Genomic DNA, 17,033 nt, shown 5'->3' on the forward strand with positions numbered 1-17,033 from the left:
CGACACTACACCGGCAATCTTAACATCTACTCGATTTATGTAGTTAATCTCGGGTAAAGCTATCCGGGCAGCGCCGTTACTGTGATCGTCACTCGATCCCGATAACGGTTGGATGGCTGAATTCCAAAAGGCTCAATTCTGAAAGTAAGCGGCAGAGATAATCCGTCCAGAGAAACTGGGGCAGGCTGCGCGAGGCTTTGGGGTGCGATGAGTTCGATGTACGCCCCGGCGAGGTAGGCGGAGTACGGAACCCTGCCGGAGCCGCCGCCGACCTCATTGAGTGTCCCACCGTTGTTGGATTGGAATTGAACAGCGACATCCTCATTGGCGCGGATTTGAAGGTAGACGGTCCGTTCAATCCCAGGCTCCAGCGACCCGAAAGAAATCTGATTGATCGCAAAGTCCCGATCGTACGGCGCGTCAACTCCAGCCAGATTGATTTGGGCGCGGCTCACTATGTCGACGCTTAACGATAGATCGATCCGGTCGTATTCCTGCCCAGACGCCTGATCGCTAACGATCAGTTCGTCCAAAGTGGTTTCGGTAGCGGGCACCGCGAACTGCGGGCGTTCGATCACGAGCGTTATAAGTATGTCTCGAGTCGCATTCGCCCCAACAGAGAAATCGAAGGCGCCGGTGACTGTGCCAGGATCATTATCCAACAATCCGTTTGTCGGGTCGAACAGGGCGTAGGGAAGGCCCGCCCCGGTCAGTAGCCGGGCACCCATCGCCGGATTCAACGCCCTCAGTCTGAGCTGGCAATCGTCCGTTCCATCATTAGCGACCGTGAGGCGGACGACCCGTCCGTAGTCGACGGATTCGAAAGGGTCGAACGTCGAGGAACCGGTGACCTCTTGCAATGACTGGATATAGGCGTCGCAATCCTGCGAATGAGCGGACCTCGCCCCGCCAATGAAGAGTGCGGCCACGAGGGCCATGATGATGGTCAGGAAAAGCCGGGTCATCCCTCTGGACCTTCTGTGAAGATGATCGTTCCAACGTCAACGAAGCCGCGAGCGTCCTCACCAATTGAAAGGACAGCCACCCCTTCTCCGGGGAGGGCGAGGCGATACCGACCCGGCGAAACGTTTTCGACGACGAATCGCCCTGTCGAGTTCGTGAAGGTGTCTAGCGGCGGGCCACCTTCGACCGGTGTCACAGATCCGACGCTCAGCCCGATCGGATCGCCGTTCGAGTTGAGTGCGCGCCCCATTACGGTCACCTCAATCTTCTCACCAATGGTGAGCCGATATCCGGTCCGCGAACCGGGGACCACCTGTTCACTAAGGTCATTGCCCAAGAGCTCGATATCATCACTGTCGACGACCGCAGATATCCGCGACGGGGCGAAACCGCGTAGCGTTGGGACGACCGCTCCCCCGAGGAGGTCTGTTTGCGCTCGATGGCCCCGTTCAGTCGGGTTGATCAGGACACGCGCTCCGGGCACCGCCGGTCCACGATCAATAATGGCGAAACTGTTTTGCCCCACCGGGCCGATTGCCGAAGCGCCGCCCGCGAAAGCTATGCCGGATTGAACGCTGACGCTGGAGACTTGGGAAGTAACGTCCGACCCGAGCGAGTCGTAGATCGCCGAGTGACTCGCCGAGCCGGTGAAGCGGTTGCCGAGATATCGCGCCGTGCCCAAAACGCGGTCGCCGGCTTCCGAAGATTCCACAGCCAGCGTTCCGGATACGGATCCGACCCCGTAACCAGGCAAATAGCTCAGTTCGGTCCGATAGCGCTCATCGACCGAGTCATAAGAGGCTCGGCCGAGGAAATTTCCTCCGCGCGGCGTCCAGACCGCGGAGATTAAAAAGCGGTGGTCATCCGCCCCGGCGACTTCGGTGAACTCGTATGATGCGTTGGCCGAAAACGGGCCGATGCGGCGAGAGAGTGCAACCGTGTAACGGCTCACGTCATCGAAAGCGTCGCGGGCCTCACGAAATCCTGCCGAGACGGACGCTCGCAGGTCACCGAACAAAGTGAAATTCGTTCGCGCTGAATACTCCCAGCGATACGGATTCACTCGCCCGAACGATGTCACATTCGCGAAATCACGATCCGTATATATCGCGTTGAAGTCGATTGAGAAGTCGCCGTTCTCGGCCCAGGTCGGTCGATAGCGGACATTTAACTCACCTGCGAGGCCAACCCCGTCTGCAGGACCGAACTCGCTCTCGCGCTGGGCGCTCAGGGCCAGATCAGAAGAAATGAGAAACTCGCTGAAGCCGCCCGTTGCCTCCACTGCAAGCTGGGCGACGTAGGGATTGGCCTGGGCCGACGCCCCGAGAGTCAATCGATCGCTCGCCCCGAAGCGGTAGAAGCCGCTCGCTGTAAAGAGGTCTCGTTCATATTCGATGCCGGTGTCGCCGATCACTGCGGGAAGCCCCGCGGACACACCGAACTCGCTTAGTCCGGAGGACAGAAGCGAGCTACTGGAGAACGCATCGAACCTGAGCGTTTGGACGAAGCCGTCGTCCTGACGGATCACCAGCTCGACTTGGTTCGCCCCCTCAGCGAATGGGATGTCTGTTAGATCATAAGAGCCTGCGCCGAAACGGATGGTGCGGATGAGATTGCCGTTGATGAGCACATCGACGGTTGCATCTGCTTCGAGAACAAAGCTTGTCCGTCCGGTTGGGCGTACGCTTCGGAATGGGTCGATTTCTGAATAAAGGCGCTGGTACGAAACCCCTCCCAATTGCGGCGTTCCCTGGAAGCCTCCGCCTGGCACGATCACGTCGCCTAGGGCCAGGCGAGCCGCGACCGAGGGAAAATCGCGAAAAAGAGTCAGGTCTCCACGCCGAAAGCTCTGGTCCGCGTCCTCCTGATAAAACGCCTCAAAGTCCAAGGACCAGCCCTCGGCGCCGCCGAGATTGACAAATCCGTACACGCGACCTGCGATAGGAGAGAAACCCGGATCCCCTCCCTCGTGGATGTAATTGGCGCCGAGATTGAATCCGATGGCAGCCGCGGCATCGGCGGCCGGTACCGGATCGATGCCGTCCAGATCGGGTTGCTGCCCCAGCGAAATGTCTCTCGCCCGAAGCCGCTCCAGCGGAACGCTCGCCGCGATCTCGATCCGGCTGGTGTCAAGCGTCACATTAGCGAAGGGCTCGACAATCTCCGCCATGACGAGATCAGCGTTCGGCAATGCCGTATTCAGCGCGACGGCCTCCGAGGCGGTCAGCCGCTCGGAAAGAAGATCGATCAGTCTTGATCGATCCACCAAAAGAACGCCCTGCTGGTCGGTTTGGACCGTGATGTCGCCGACATACGTTCCATTGACAACGAACGGCAGCTCCAGCCGGACCCCAGGTGGAAGAATCTGCGGGACCTGAGCCTGAGAGGGGGGCGTATGCACGAGCAGCAGAGCAGCTAGGGCCGCCCCTGCAGCCAGTCTCGATAGTCTGGTCATCGTGGTCCCCCCAACCTGCTCTTAGTCAAGGCCCTCTGGTTGACGCCTCACGGCAGATCTACACGAACGTCCAGCGGGCCCGAGGTGGGCCACCCGTCCGGCAGTTCGACATAACCCCATCGTGCGCCACCGCCCGGAACGAGGGTGTGCCTCAAAGCCCGGTTCAGGCTCTCCCCTTCCAGCACCATTTCCTGCCCGCCGGACGCGAGCGTGATTGTCGATCTCGCGAGACCCTGGTAGCGGTTTCCAAGGTTTTCGAGCCGAAAGCGCGCGACAGGCGTGCCGTCCTCATCAGCGCTGATCTCGGCTGACGCGACCTGCAGGGCCGCCGCAGCACGCGGCGGCACGACCTGAACCGAGGCGGCGAAGTTCACCAGAACCTGCACACCGCTTTCCTGCAGTTCCTCAAGCGGCACCTGACGGACAGTCAGAGCGTAGTGCTGGGACTCTGTGATGTCGGGGCGACCGATGTATCGGACCCGGATTTGCTGGGACTCCCCTGGTTCGACCCGCGCCTGCGGAGGTATGATCAGGAAGTCATCGACAGCGTCTTCACGTGTCTCTTCACCAAACTCGTCAATGAAACGCCGCTCCGCGACCACTTCGAAGACGATCGGGACCTGCTGCGTGTTGTTGACGAGGATCGTTTGTGACGCGGCCCGGCCGAACGGAGCCAGGTCGAAAATCAGAGGTTCGACCTCATAGGCCCTGACGGAAGCCGCGCTGAACGCAATGACGAGAGCCGCGCTTAGCGCCGCGATGATGGACTTCAGCCTCATTCCTCTTTCCCCTCAATACGTCAGCCCGTCGGCGCGACGCTAATGATGATCGTGTCCGTGTACTCGCCCGCCTCGACCGACAGCGGATCGACCTCCCCGACGTCCAGCGTCATGCGTCGGCTCACCGACGGCTGGCTTGAGTCGAGATAGCTGCTCTCAGCCCCGACGCCTCCGGAAATGGACGTGCCGGCGACTGCGAGGACGAACGGAATCTCGCGGTTTGGCCCGCCACCCTGGTTGAAAAGGCGGAAGTTGTTTTGCGTCGCCACCGTGACGACGGCGACGCCGGTGTTACAGCGCGCAAGGATGTCAGCCACGACGAGTTCGGCTTGATTCACCGGATTGAACGATGCAGCGAGCCCTGTTTGCCCGGCGTCGACCACTTGGCCCTGCTCGAGCACTGCACTTACCGTGCACACTTGAGGCACGTCAGTGCTGATCTCATAGCTCAAGTCGAGCCGTTCCTGGGCCGCAGCGCATGTCGCCCCGAAAACTGAGCAAAAAAGAAGTGCAATCAGACTACGCATTGGGCACCACCACGATCCGGATGACGTCGCTGTAGGGGCCCGGCGCGAAATCGATCGCGGAAAGCGGGCCGAGATTCACCAGCAAAGTCCGCTCGACCGGGTTTCCCGGGAACGCGTCCGCGGTGAATGAAGAAGATTGTGAAAAGCCGCCGGAAAGGCTTGCGACTTCCGGGATACGAAGGGTGAACGGGATGGGGTTCGCTGAACCCGCCTGCCCGAGCTGAAAATCGTTGGCGGTGTCGACCGTTACCGTCGCAGTACCGCTATTGCAGAGGAGGGTGAAACGCCCGATTTCCTGATCGTTGAAGTCGCTGAAATCCACCACCGAAAGACCGATCTCGCCGTCTTCCAGATCCTGCGGTGCGCCTGGGGCGCTCGCTTGCTCGAAATATATCCCGGAGAGGGTGCAACCGGCATTGATTGATCCATCCAGAGAAACGGAAAGAATCGCTTCCTGAGCGACTGCGTGCTCGGTCATCGCAGCATCGAGACAAACGATCGCCGCTCCGGCGATCAGCGCCCGGCCCGCCATGCATAATCTGGACATGATCCGTTCCCCTCTGAGAGAATCGGGGCGGGTTTCGCCACCCGCCCCGACGTCTCGACGTCGTGTCCTTACGGCTGCGGAGCGACCGTGAAGATGACGCTGTCGGTGTACGACCCCGGGGCCTGGCCCAGCGCGTTGAACGACGCCAGGTTCATGGTGACCGTGCGGGTGTTGCCGTTCGGAAGGTTCGCGCCGCCGGCGACATAGGAGCCCGGCGAGTTGAACGTGCCGGCGCCGCCGCTGATCGCGATATCGTAGGCGATCGAAGCCGAACCGTTCTGCAGCTGGAAGCCGTTCACGGTGTCCACGCTCACGATCGCGTTCTGGGTGTTACAGACCGCAGCGAGCGAGCCGAGCACGTTCGATTCACCGGAGTCGAGCGTGCCAAGACCGATGCCGAGGCTCGCGTTCGCGGCCCAGGTGCCGCCGCCGCCGCGCGGACCCAGATCGTCAGCCGCGCTGTCGGGCTGCGATTCAAGGCCGACCAGGCCGCTGTACATGAAGACGCCGCACTGTGTGTCGACGGTGCCGTCGAGGGCGACCGACAGGGTGGCGTCCTGCGCCATCGCCGGAGCGGCGGTGACGAACAGAGCGGCCGCGGCCGCCATAAGTTGCTTCTTCATCTCGAAGTCTCCCACATGGGTTGCTTTTATGAAGAGCCAAGAGAGCCTGTGGAACAGCCGTCCCCTCAACGGCGTCTCCTCCCCTTCAAGCCGGACGCTACGCCGTTAACTCCCGCTCAACATCGTTTAACAAATCATTAATGCCCTAAATTCGTACCCGCTTTTACTTCATATGGGCTATTCTCGCGGTTAATTTCTAAAGGAACGATAATCCTCCACCCTTTCCTATATTGCATATTTTTATCATCTAAATTGCGGATGCTCTCCAGATCGCCGATACGAACTCTGACTGCTTGGAAATGCCGGTTTTCTGATAGATGGAACGGAGTTGGGCGCGCAGCGTGCTGATATGCGTGCCGCGCTTGTCCGAGATTTCAGCGAGCGAGTGTCCCGCCGCCATTTCGACGGCAAGCCGCGCTTCGGCGGGGGTCAGACCGAATAGGGACATGGCGTCCGCCCCACTCATAGGTTCACTCTTGATGAGCGGACGAAGCGCAAAAAGGATGGTCTGCGAACCGTCCTTGGTTCGAAGAAGAATGCGCGACGACGCGACCCACTTCAGGTCGGCCCCGTCCTCGGGGCAGCGCATGATCGTGCGGTAGCCCTTCTGGCTCGCCGAGCCGATCAATTCGTTAAGCAGAGGCTCGAACGCCCGCTTCACTGCTCGGACCTGTCCGTCCACCAGCTTGACGCAACGCTCCTGGCGCAGCAGCGCTTCGCCAGACATGTTCGCGCCAAGCAAGCCCAGCTGAGGGGTCACAATATACTGCGCCGGGTCTACCGAAAGCCGATTGAGCCATTCAGTGTCCTTCGCCTCACGCAAATCGATGACCATGGGCCCACTCCTGATCGAACCATTCGTTTCGAAGCAGGAGGAGATTGTCCCGTTATGAGACGGGAACAACGAATTTAACCATAACTTCCGCTATTTAGCGCTCGCTCCTGAGGAATTTGGGCATCGCCTTACCCCATTTTGGTTGTGCACTCTACTTTTGCGAGAAGGCAGATATTGCCACTCGCACCATGGCTATCTCGCACGTCTCTCTGGAACGCCGTTCTGTCGGAAAGCCACCAAGAAAGACTTTTGGCGCCGTCCAAATGGTTTGAGACCGCACGCTCCTGTCGCACCCCGTCCTGCTCGACGAGGTCCTCAAGGGGGCGTCGGGTTGCACCTTCAACACGATCGCGTAACCGCCGAAGCGAGCCGAACCCGCATGCCTTAGCGATACCTTCGACATCTTCCATTCTTGAGATAACTGACAACCGAGCCAGCGCGGCGCGAAGACGCGTCTGCTCGATACGCTCCCGGATAGTAAGGCGATCGGATTTTGCATAAGCGCGATACAAGGTCGCCCGGGACACCCCAAGGCTTTCGGCGACCTTCTGCGGACTGAGATCGGCCTCGACGTACCGGGCTGCGATTAGGTTGCGGGCCCGGCGGCCGATTTCAGCCGGATGTCGCGTGGCGAACTCGTCGGCTCCTTCGAGCGCATCTGCGCAGACGGCGGTTATGGTCCGGCACATAGCGTTCCGTGCACGCTCCGACATGCCGCCGAGCGTGGCCTGAACCATCGAGAGAAGCTTATTCAGCGTCAACACAGCTGGCGCGTCGGCCGGTGGGACATATCCGTGAACAGAGTCCAGAGCGACAGATCCGGCCAGGAGGCGGCGCGGAAAGGCGAGCGTGATCAAGCGGACGTCTGAACAGACGACGCGCGCAGGCTGGCTCATGTCGACGACCAAAAGAGCGCCTGCGCTCGCTCTCGGGCCGTCATCAAACCCGAACGCCAGCTCCCCCGATCGCACCACGTGCACGAGAATATGATCGAGGCCGTCTTCGCGAATTAGTTGCGGCGGACGGCGGCCCTCTTGCGCACTGGCGAGGATAGAGGCGACCAGAATCTCACCGCAGATGGCTGCATCGATAGCACCGCTTACGTCACCTTCGGCCAGAACCGGCGTCTGAACCCAAGCCCCCATGGCCGCCTGCCATTCGGCAGCGCTCATTTTTTTCGGCGTGAAAATGTTTCGTTCGGAAATTTTTCGCTCTCCGCGACGTTATACTGTTACAATAGCGATACATGAATTGCTCGAAGCGCCCATCCATTAAATGAGGTATACGGATGAGGCCGAAACGCCGGAAATTGGCGCTTGTCCAGACGATCTCGATCACTTCGTGGCGCTAGTGCTAACCGCTTGACGCTGCGGGTGGGCATTTCGGGGACCCGTTCGCGTTCGTCTGAAACCGCCGCCAGATTTTTCGCCGGTCTGAACGCGCACCCCGCCTGCTGCGCACCGGTGAACCGCCCCTGAACCTTTCGGGCTCCCAACCACCCGCATTCCGCCATAAATCCGCCTGCGCGGGCGCTGATGGTCGGGGTCGAATACGCCCTTTCCTTCAGGACGCACCGCCATGACCCTGCGCCTTCGCTCCGCCGTGCTTGTTCTTTCCGCCGCGCTTCTGGGCGCTGGCGCGGCTGCGCCCGCGTTCGCGCAAAGCCCTGCGCCGCTTCAGATCGAGGCGGAGTATTCCGCCAGCGTCTGGGCGATCCCGGTGGGCAAGGTCGCGTTCGAAGCGAGCCTGGGGCCGGCGCGCTATGAAGCCCGCGCGGAGTCCCAGGCGGCGGGGCTTGCGGCGCTTTTCACCGACATCCGCATCGTGTCCGAGGTCGAGGGCGCGGTCGCCGGCGGGCGTGCCCGACCGCAGCGCTACGCTCATGACGAGTTCAACGGCCGCAAGCATCGCCGCGTCGACATGAGCTTCGAGGGCCGGGTGGCCCGCTCGGAGGCGACGCCGACCTTTTCCAACTGGGGCGAGCCGCCCGCGAGCGACGCCGACCGCACCGGCGCGATCGACCCGATGACCGCAGTGTTCATGCTCGCCCAGTCGATGACCGGGGCGGCGCCCTGTTCGGGGCATCTGCCCGTGTTCGACGGCCGGCTGCGCTATAACCTCAATCTGCGCGCCCGCGGCGTGCAGCCGGTGCGCACCGCAGCCTGGCGCGGCGAGGCGCTCGTCTGCGACGCCTTCTATGAGCCGATCTCGGGCTATACCGACGAACAGCGCCCCGAGCCGCGCGAGCTGCGCCATCCGCTGACCCTGTGGCTGGCGCCGCTGGAAGGCGGCCGGCACCTGCCGGTGAAAGCCCAGACACGCGCCGGCTTCGGCGCGACGATCGAGCTGCGCTCGCTGGAGATGCGGTGAGGCGCGCAACGCGCCGCGTCGTCAGAAGGTGAAATAGACCACCTCGCGCAGATCGTGCGCGCGCCAGAGGCTGGCGAGCAGGAGCGCGATCGTCATCGCCGCCCAGCCGGCGTTCGGGCTCCAGCTCGGGATCGTCACCCCGAACAGACGGCGCATGTCCGCCTCGCGCTCGCCGCCGAACAGGGCGTGGGTCGGGATCTCGAACGGCAGAAGCACGAAGACCGCGCCCAGCAGCACCAGCCGCCAGACGGTCTGGGCGGGGTGGCTGAAGACCAGGTCGAAGCCCGGTCCGACCGTGAAGAGCGTCGTCATCACCCCGCTCGCCGCCGTCCAGCTGGGCGCGACGAACACCGCGCAGGCCGAGATGAGGAAGGCGAGGCTGACCGCATAGTCCGCCACCCGGCCCGCAGGGGTGGCGAGCGCCTGGCGGAAGACCAGCTTGAACGCCAGCACGAGCACGGCGCCCAGCCCCCAGAGGGCGTAGATCAGCTGCGGGCTGTGCCACAGGATCACCAGCACGTAGATCAGACCGATCACCGCGCCCCGGCGCAGCAGCGAAGGGTTCTTCCCCGCCAGCGGCACGAAGACGTTGTCGCGCAGGAACTCATGGAAGGTGACGTGCCAGTGCCGGTCGAACCGGCGCATGTGCGCGAAGCGGAAGGGCGCGTTGAAATTGACCGGCAGCTTGAGGCCGAACATCAGCCCGATCCCGATCGCCATGTCGCTATAGCCCGAAAAGTCGAAATACAGCGCCAGCGTCGCGCCCAGCCCCGTGATGAGGCTTGTGACCGCCGAGCCCTCGCCCGCCGAGGCGAGATTGTAGTAGGGCGCGATCAGCCGGAACATCTCCTCGGCGATGACCGCCTTCTTGAACGCGCCGATGGCGAACCAGGTCAGCCCGCGCGCCAGCCGCCCCTCCCATTTCGCCGCCGGCATTCCGGCCCGCACCTCGTCGAGCTGGGCCTTGAACTGGCGGTAGCGCACGATCGGCCCGGCGGCGAGCTGGGGGAAGAAGATGACGTAGCTGGCGTAGTCCACCGGCCCCGGCGGAGCGGTCCTGCGGCGGAACACGTCGAAGGCGAAGCCGATCTGCTGGATGGTGAAATACGACAGGCCCAGGGGCACGATGAAGGCGAAGCCCAGCCCGTCCTGAAGCCAGGTCTTGAACCCGCCCAGCCAGACCATGTGGTACTTCACCAGCACCAGGCATCCGACATTGAAGACGATCACGCCGGCCAGGCAGGCCCGGCGCAGCGCTTCGCGCCCCTCGGCGAGCGCGATGGCCCAGCTCAGCGCGTAGGTCACCACGATCGTGGCCAGAAGCACCGCGCTCGCGAACACGCCGAACAGCAGGTAGACCACGGTCGAGAACACGAAGATCAGGACCAGCTGCAGGTCCAGACCACGGATCGCCCGGCTCAGATGGTAGAGCACCGCCATCGCCGGCAGGGCGAACAGCAGGAAGGCCGGATCGACGATGCTCATCGCGCCGGCTTAGAAGCTCTCGGCGCTGAACTGAAGGATGTCGCGCGCCAGCCCCTCGACCGTCTCCGCGGCGTAGAGCAGCGAGGGGTCGAGCTCGATCTTCAGCGCGTCCTCGAGGATGTTCGCGATGATGACGATCTGAAGGGAATCGGCCGCCAGCGCCTGAAGATCGGTCGTTTCGTCGACCGGCTCGGCGCGGTGCTCCATCGCCTCGTTGATCGCGCGAACGATCTCGGTCTTCACACGCGCCAGGGTGAGGGTCTCAGCGGTCACGGACCACCTCCAGATGCTCGATACAGCGTGAGAACACGCCGAATTTCCACGTCGTTTCGACCGGGCGGCAATCGCTGAAGCGCGCCACCACGCCGGGCAGCGTGGCGCGCAGCATCTTCATGGTCAGCGCTTCGCCCGGGCATTTGTGGCGGCCGCCGGCGAACGCCATCGGGCGGTAGTCGACGTCCTCGCGAGGCTGGGCGGCGATGTCGATGCAGACATGCGCGCCCGCAGCCACGCGCCGGCCCTCGAATTCGCAGTCCTCAAGCGCCTTTCTGAAGACGTAGCGCCCACTGCTGCAGCGGGTCAGGACCTGGTCGATGTCCGCGCTCAGCCGCTCGGCGTCAAAGAAGGCGTCTCTCGCGTCGCCCGAGGCCGACATCGCCGCAAAGACCACGTGCACATAGGCGTTCAGAAGCTGATCCATACCTAAAAGCACGCCCGTCGTCGCCCGGGTCAGAAGCTCCAGCGGATCGGCTTCGCCGGCCGCCAGACCGCGCGCAGTGTGCACGATCGGCGCGTCGCCGCCCTCGCCTTCCAGCCAGGCGCGCCGGACCGGTTCGCGCATCGCAGAGAAGATCGCCGCGTCGGCGTCTGCGATGGTCTCCAGATTGCGGCGCGCCCCGATCGGGTGACAGTTCAGCATGTAGGCCGCCGTATGCCGCATCACGCCGGCCGGATCGGGATGCTCGATCCTTAAAAGATCGAACAGCACGCGGGAGACGGCCGGCTGCAGTGCGTCGGCCGCCGCGTCGAAGCGGGCCGCGCCGTCGAACGGCGCCAAAGCGGCGTCGAACAGCGCATTGGCCCGCCGGGCGTCGAAGCCGGTTTCCAGCGCCTTGATCAGAGCGACCAGCACCCGTTTGCGCTTGGTGTGATCCTCCGGCCGGGTCTGAGGCAGAGGCGTGGCGTCGACGGTGGCGAGCAGGCTTTCGGTGTTCGCTGCGACACGGCCGATCTGGTCGGACACGCTCATCGAATTGATCAGCCGCCGGTCACGCAGCACGGCCAGCGCAGCGGCCGGTTCGGTCACGACCAGCGCAGCCAGCCGCTCTCGCGCCGGGTGCGGCGGGCTTGCGATTCCGTGGCGGTCGAGGAAGCGGTCGTTCGCCATCTCACGCCTCCGCCATGACGTCGCCGCCGGCGTGTTCGACTTCCGCACCACCGAGCATGTGGGCGCGGCGGCGGACCTTCCCGCTCGGCGTCCGGGGCAAGGCGCGCGGCGGCAGGAACTCGACCTGCGCGATGCGCACGCCGAATTCGCGGGTGAGCTGAGCGGCGATGCGGCGCTCTAAAGCGGCCTCGTCGTCAATAATGTCTCGCCGCGATTTGCGCTCGATCCGCAGGATGAGTTCAGGACCGGATGCGGTGACCGGGCCCGGCGCCTCCACCGTCACCGCGCCGTGCGGGTCGAGCGCCGGGTGCAGCCGGGCGGCGGCGAACTCCAGCGTCGCGGCCGCGATCTTCCGGCCGTTGGCGAAGAACACGTCCTTGCTGCGACCCACAATGAAGAGCGCCCCGCCCCGGATCGTGGCGAGGTCGCCGGTCCTCAGCCGGTGCGGGCCGGTCAGGAATGCATCCGCCCTGGCTTCACCTTCACCGCGATAGCCGTCGGCGAGCGAGGGGCCTGAAAGCTCGACCTCGCCGATCTCGCCCTCGGCGACCTCCGCTCCGGTGTCCGGATCGACCAGCCTGACGATCCGGCGGGCGGCCGCGTCCAGCGTCATGCCGGCGACGAACTCGGGGGCGGGCTCTCGGTGCGGCGCGCCCGGACGGCCCGCGACATAGAGCGTGGCTTCAGCCAGGCCGTAGGTGCAGAACACCGCATCGCGCCGGAGCCCTCTGGGCGCGAACGTCGCGGCGAAGCGGTCCAGAAGGTCGGCCGGCACCGGCTGGGCACCGCAATAAACCCGCTTCAGGCCGGACAGCCCGTCAGGCGACCCCGCCTCGCCGCGCGCGCTTCGCGCCGCCATGATCGCGCGTTCGAGGGCGAAAGGCGGTCCGCCGGTGGTGGTCACGCCGTGGCGCTCAGACAGGTCCATCCAGCGCTCGGGACGGCGGACGAACTGCGCCGCGGACCATTGCAGGCAGCGAAACCCTCCGCACACAGGGGTGATCAGGCCGCCGACCAGACCCATGTCGTGATAGAGCGGCATCCAGTTGAAGGCGAGATCGTGTTCGTCCATCGCCCAGGCGGCCATGATGCGTGCGACATTGTCCTCGATCGCCGCACCACCGATCACCACGCCCCTCGGCGCGGCTTCCGAGCCGGAGGTGAACTGGATCAGGGCGGGCGCACCGCTCACGCCGCGCGCCGGCGTGGGCGCGGCATCGACCTCGTCGTGAAGGCTGACCGCGATCACCGGGGTGTCGGCAGCACCGTACCGGTCGAGCCAGGCGCGCGCCTCGTCTGCAGCTGACGCAGCACAGAGCATCGCAGACGGATCGGACACCCGCAGCACGTGGCGCAGGCGATCGGCCTTGCCCGGCGACATCGCCCCATGGTCGAGCGGCGCAGGGACCGCGGTGTAGCCCCCGAACTGGCAGGCGAAAAAGGCGATCGCGAACTCAGGCGTGTTGTGAGCGCTCAGCAGCACCCTGGCGCCGGGTTCGATCGTGTCCGCGAGCCGGCGCGCCAGCGTCGACGCTCGTCCGGCGAGTTCAGCATAGCCGAGGCTTTCGCCGACCTCGCCGTCACTGCGCAGATACGACGCCACACGCAGATCGGGCCGCCGCTCGGCGTGCCGCAGTACCGCTCTAGCAAGCCCCTCGCCCGACACGTCACACCCCAGATCCGGACCGGTCTTCGACTACACCCTTCAGGCTCGCCCGCCTCCCCCGTCAGGCGAACCTCAGGGTATGGGCGAATGCACCGTTCACGGTGTACTTCATTCGCCGGGTTTACGATATCGTCGGTTCGCGCGCTACCGATAATGGAGCGCACCGGGGCGGTGGGAACGAGATGAGTGCAGCGAAAAACGCTTGGCGTCTGGGGCTTTCGAACACCGGCCATGACGGCGCGGTCGCGCTCGTCGACCCTTCCGGCGTGCTCGTCTTCGCCGAATCGGTCGAGCGCGAAACCCAGTGCAAGATGGCCTGGGGCATCCGGCCTGATCGTCCCGAGATTCTCTCCCGGCTCCGCCGCTTTCTGGGACCGGACGCGGCAGACCTCGCAGCCGCGACGAGCTGGAGCCGGACGATCTCGGAGGAAGACCTCAGCCGGCCCGGCCCGTTCGTGGACGCCGCGACCTTCGCATGGCTCGCGCACGGCCAGCGCCTCGCCTTCGACCGGTACGAACCCTCCATCGCGCACGCCTTCGATCTGGACCAGGCGCCGGAGACATCCCGCTTCGACCACCACGCCTGCCACGCGGCCTACGCCTGCGCCGCCTCGCCGTTCGACACCGCGGTCTGCCTCGTCGTCGACGGCGAGGGCGAAGAAGGCGCGGTGTCGGTCTTCGACTATGCCGGCGGCAAGATTGAACGGCGCTGGCGCGCGCTGGGCCGGGCGTCTATCGGCGGGTTCTACGCCTGGCTGACAGGCCTGTGCGGGTTCAGCTTTCTCAAGGGCGAGGAGTGGAAGGTCATGGGTCTGGCCGCCTGCGGCACGCCGCGGGAGGACTGGACCGCAGAGCTATCAAGGACGCTGCATTTCGTGCGCGGCCGTCCCACCCAGGGCCGGGAGGCCGAAGCGATAACCGCTCGCTTCGAAACGCTCGCCGCGAGCCTCGACGAGGCGGGCCGCGCCGACCTCGCCGCGAGCGGCCAGGCCGCATTCGCCGGCTTCATGACCGCGATCATCGAGACCCTGGAGTTCGCGCCCGGCGCGCCGCGCAATCTGGTGCTGACCGGCGGCTGCGCGCTTAATTCCTCTTTCAACGGCAGAATCGAGGAACGCGGCCTCGTGGACGCCCTGTTCGTGCCGAGCGCGCCGGCCGACGACGGCAACGCCATCGGCGCAGCCCTTTTGAGCTGGGCGGCCGCGAACCCGGACCGGCCGCTCTCCAAGGCGCTCGACTGGGGCCTGCCCGCGCCGTTCTATGGCACGGACGCCGCATCCACCGGAATCGAGGACATCGATCCGGACCATGTTCCGGGACGTGTCACCGCGCTTTCCGGGGACGGACCGGAGCGCGTCGCGAGGCTGATCGCCGAGGGAAAGATCGTCGGGGTGATGCGCGGACGGGCCGAATTCGGCCCGCGTGCGCTCGGCCATCGCTCGATCCTGGCCGATCCGCGCGATCCGGAGATGAAGGACCGCATCAACGCGCGCGTGAAGCGACGAGAGGGGTTCAGGCCGTTCGCACCTGCGATCCTCGAGGACCGCACCGCCGACTGGTTCGACATCGCGACCCCCTCGCCCTTCATGGCGACGACCCGGCGGTGGAAGCCGCACGCCGCCGCGCGCGTTCCGGCGGTCGTGCACGACGACGGGACCGGACGGCTTCAGACCGTCAGCGCTGAGAGCGATCCCTGGTTTCACGCCCTGATCTCGGCGTTCGAGGCTGAGACCGGCGTGCCGATCGTGCTCAACACCAGCCTCAACGTCATGGGCAAGCCGATCGTACACGCCGTGTCGGATGCGCTGGCGGTCTACGCCGGAACCGGGCTGGACGCGCTCGTCGTCGAGAACCTGCTGATCGAGAAGACCTAGGCGCGTCAGCCTTCGCCGGGCGTCTCTTCGGCGTCGGCGGCAGCGTCTTCAGCGCCGGCGTCCGTCTCGGCCTCTTCAACGTCTTCGCCGTTCGCTTCGTCGAAATCGACCAGCGGCTCGCCGGGTTCGGGCGGCAGGTGAAGGTCGAGCAGCGCCTTGTAGCGGCGGATATTGCGAACATAGTGCACCGGCTCGCCGCCGCGGGCGTACCCGTATGGCAGGTCCTTGTAGTATTCGGGCTCGGACAGCAGCGGCAGCGTGCGGCGCACGTCCGTCCATTCGTCCTCATTGAGGCCCTGTGAAACCGCGAGCCGGCGCGCGTCGCGTACATGGCCCAGACCGACATTGTAGGCCGCCATCGCCTTGAACAGCCGGTCCTGGCCCTCGACGCCTTCGGGGATCCGATCGAGCAGACGCGCCATGTAGAGCGCACCGCCTTCGATTGACTGGAACGGATCGGTCCGGTCCTCGACGCCCAGCTCTCCCGCGGTCGGCAGGGTGAGCATCATCAGGCCGCGCACGCCGGTCGGGCTCTTGGCGTCTGGATCCCAATGGGATTCCTGATAGCCCTGCGCGGCGAGCCAGCGCCAGTCCAGGCCATGCTCGGCGGCGGCCTCCTTGAAGGCGTCCTGATAACGCGGCAGGCGCTCCTCGATCCGGCGGATAAAGCGGCGCACGTCGACATAGTCGAAGGCCTCGGTGGTGTGGCCGTACCATTTCTCGTCGAGGTCCTCGAGCAGGCCCTCGTCGTGGGCGCGCGTGAACCAGGTATCGAGCGCGTCCTGAAGATCGCCGCTCTCGGGCGCGAGAATCCAGGCGTGGCTGCGATCGTCCTCTGTCAGGTTCACCGGTGACAGCAGCTCGGGAAATTCGAGACGGGCATGGGCCAGAAGGTCTGAGTCCGAGATCGTCGCATCGAGCGCTTCGGACTGCACCTCTTCCAGGAGCGGAAAGGCCGAAGGCGCCTCGACCGCGCGCCAGTCGAGACCAGCGACCTCTTCAGCGATCTCTTCGAGCGACTCCACATAGCTGGATCCCGCGACCACCGCGAGATCGGCGCCGGACAGCCCCTCGACGCTATTGATCTCCAGCCCGCCGCGGCGCGTGACGACATGTTCGGTCACGGTCTTGTAGGCCGGCCCGAACGGATATTCCGGAATCCGCGCTTCGCTGCGCGTAATGCCTGCAGCCGCGATGTCGCCCTCGCCCTCGGCGATGCCGTCGAGCACGCCGGACAGGTCCTCGTAGACGACGAAGCGGACCTCGACGCCGAGATCCTCGGCCAGTGCGCGGGTGAGGTCGACTTCATAGCCGACCGGCTCGCCTTCGGGGTTTTCCTGATAGGTCGTCGGCCCACGCGTCGTCAGCACCACGAGCTCGCCGCGCTCCTGGATCGCCGCAAGTCCGGTGGCGGACAGCTCGCGCGCATCCTCACCGGTGACGGCGCCGTCCTCGCCCCCGCCGCCGCACGCGGCGACAAGGCCGGCGGCGCTCGCAAAGGCGATCAATTTCATTCGGCTCA

Annotated in this window: 15 protein-coding genes; 2 read left to right on the forward strand and 13 right to left on the reverse strand. The window is 64.7% G+C overall.

Features of this window, described 5'->3' with window-relative positions:
- Positions 1–59 precede the first annotated feature (59 nt).
- From ABL308_13290 to ABL308_13325, 8 genes are all read right to left on the reverse strand, one after another.
- On the reverse strand, positions 60–965 hold the full coding sequence (locus ABL308_13290; protein ID XBQ15917.1) for a hypothetical protein: 906 nt from the start codon (positions 963–965) through the stop codon (positions 60–62).
- Positions 962–3,418, reverse strand: coding sequence for a fimbria/pilus outer membrane usher protein (locus ABL308_13295; protein ID XBQ15918.1), 2,457 nt, complete (start codon positions 3,416–3,418; stop codon positions 962–964). The genes ABL308_13290 and ABL308_13295 overlap by 4 nt, the downstream gene beginning before the upstream one ends.
- A gap of 47 nt (positions 3,419–3,465) precedes the next feature.
- Complete coding sequence (locus ABL308_13300; GenBank protein XBQ15919.1) at positions 3,466–4,197, reverse strand: fimbria/pilus periplasmic chaperone; 732 nt, start codon at positions 4,195–4,197, stop codon at positions 3,466–3,468.
- Between the two features lie 20 nt (positions 4,198–4,217).
- Positions 4,218–4,649, reverse strand: a complete 432-nt coding sequence (locus tag ABL308_13305; protein XBQ15920.1) for a hypothetical protein — start codon at positions 4,647–4,649, stop codon at positions 4,218–4,220.
- 67 nt (positions 4,650–4,716) lie between these two features.
- A complete protein-coding gene (locus ABL308_13310; protein ID XBQ15921.1) occupies positions 4,717–5,271 on the reverse strand; it encodes a hypothetical protein in 555 nt (184 codons plus the stop codon).
- A 68-nt stretch (positions 5,272–5,339) separates the two neighbouring features.
- Positions 5,340–5,894 (reverse strand): hypothetical protein, encoded by a 555-nt coding sequence (locus tag ABL308_13315; GenBank protein XBQ15922.1) that lies wholly within the window; start codon positions 5,892–5,894, stop codon positions 5,340–5,342.
- Positions 5,895–6,141: 247 nt separating this feature from the next.
- Entirely contained in the window at positions 6,142–6,729 is a 588-nt protein-coding gene (locus tag ABL308_13320) for a helix-turn-helix transcriptional regulator (GenBank protein XBQ15923.1), read from the reverse strand.
- A gap of 128 nt (positions 6,730–6,857) precedes the next feature.
- Positions 6,858–7,901: a hypothetical protein gene (locus ABL308_13325; GenBank protein ID XBQ15924.1), complete on the reverse strand. Its 1,044-nt coding sequence runs from the start codon at positions 7,899–7,901 to the stop codon at positions 6,858–6,860.
- 406 nt (positions 7,902–8,307) lie between these two features.
- Between ABL308_13325 and ABL308_13330 the strand changes: the two genes are divergently transcribed.
- Positions 8,308–9,099 (forward strand): DUF3108 domain-containing protein, encoded by a 792-nt coding sequence (locus ABL308_13330; protein XBQ15925.1) that lies wholly within the window; start codon positions 8,308–8,310, stop codon positions 9,097–9,099.
- A gap of 21 nt (positions 9,100–9,120) precedes the next feature.
- On the opposite strand, the gene ABL308_13335 is transcribed toward ABL308_13330, so the two are convergent.
- The 4 genes from ABL308_13335 to ABL308_13350 are packed head-to-tail and all read right to left on the reverse strand — an operon-like array spanning position 9,121 to position 13,637.
- Complete coding sequence (locus ABL308_13335) at positions 9,121–10,584, reverse strand: MBOAT family O-acyltransferase (GenBank protein ID XBQ15926.1); 1,464 nt, start codon at positions 10,582–10,584, stop codon at positions 9,121–9,123.
- A 9-nt stretch (positions 10,585–10,593) separates the two neighbouring features.
- Complete coding sequence (locus ABL308_13340; GenBank protein ID XBQ15927.1) at positions 10,594–10,857, reverse strand: acyl carrier protein; 264 nt, start codon at positions 10,855–10,857, stop codon at positions 10,594–10,596.
- Positions 10,847–11,971, reverse strand: coding sequence for a hypothetical protein (locus ABL308_13345; GenBank protein ID XBQ15928.1), 1,125 nt, complete (start codon positions 11,969–11,971; stop codon positions 10,847–10,849). Before ABL308_13345 ends, ABL308_13340 begins: the two co-directional genes overlap by 11 nt.
- Position 11,972: 1 nt before the next feature.
- Positions 11,973–13,637, reverse strand: coding sequence for an AMP-binding protein (locus tag ABL308_13350; GenBank protein ID XBQ15929.1), 1,665 nt, complete (start codon positions 13,635–13,637; stop codon positions 11,973–11,975).
- 182 nt (positions 13,638–13,819) lie between these two features.
- Here ABL308_13350 and ABL308_13355 point away from each other — a divergent pair, with 182 nt between their 5' ends.
- A complete protein-coding gene (locus tag ABL308_13355) occupies positions 13,820–15,511 on the forward strand; it encodes a carbamoyltransferase C-terminal domain-containing protein (GenBank protein ID XBQ15930.1) in 1,692 nt (563 codons plus the stop codon).
- A gap of 5 nt (positions 15,512–15,516) precedes the next feature.
- Here the strand turns inward: ABL308_13355 and mltF are convergent, their stop codons facing one another.
- Entirely contained in the window at positions 15,517–17,025 is a 1,509-nt protein-coding gene (gene mltF, locus ABL308_13360; protein XBQ15931.1) for a membrane-bound lytic murein transglycosylase MltF, read from the reverse strand.
- Positions 17,026–17,033: the final 8 nt, after the last annotated feature.

Source organism: Oceanicaulis sp., assembly GCA_040112665.1.
In the GTDB taxonomy this organism is placed as follows: domain Bacteria; phylum Pseudomonadota; class Alphaproteobacteria; order Caulobacterales; family Maricaulaceae; genus Oceanicaulis.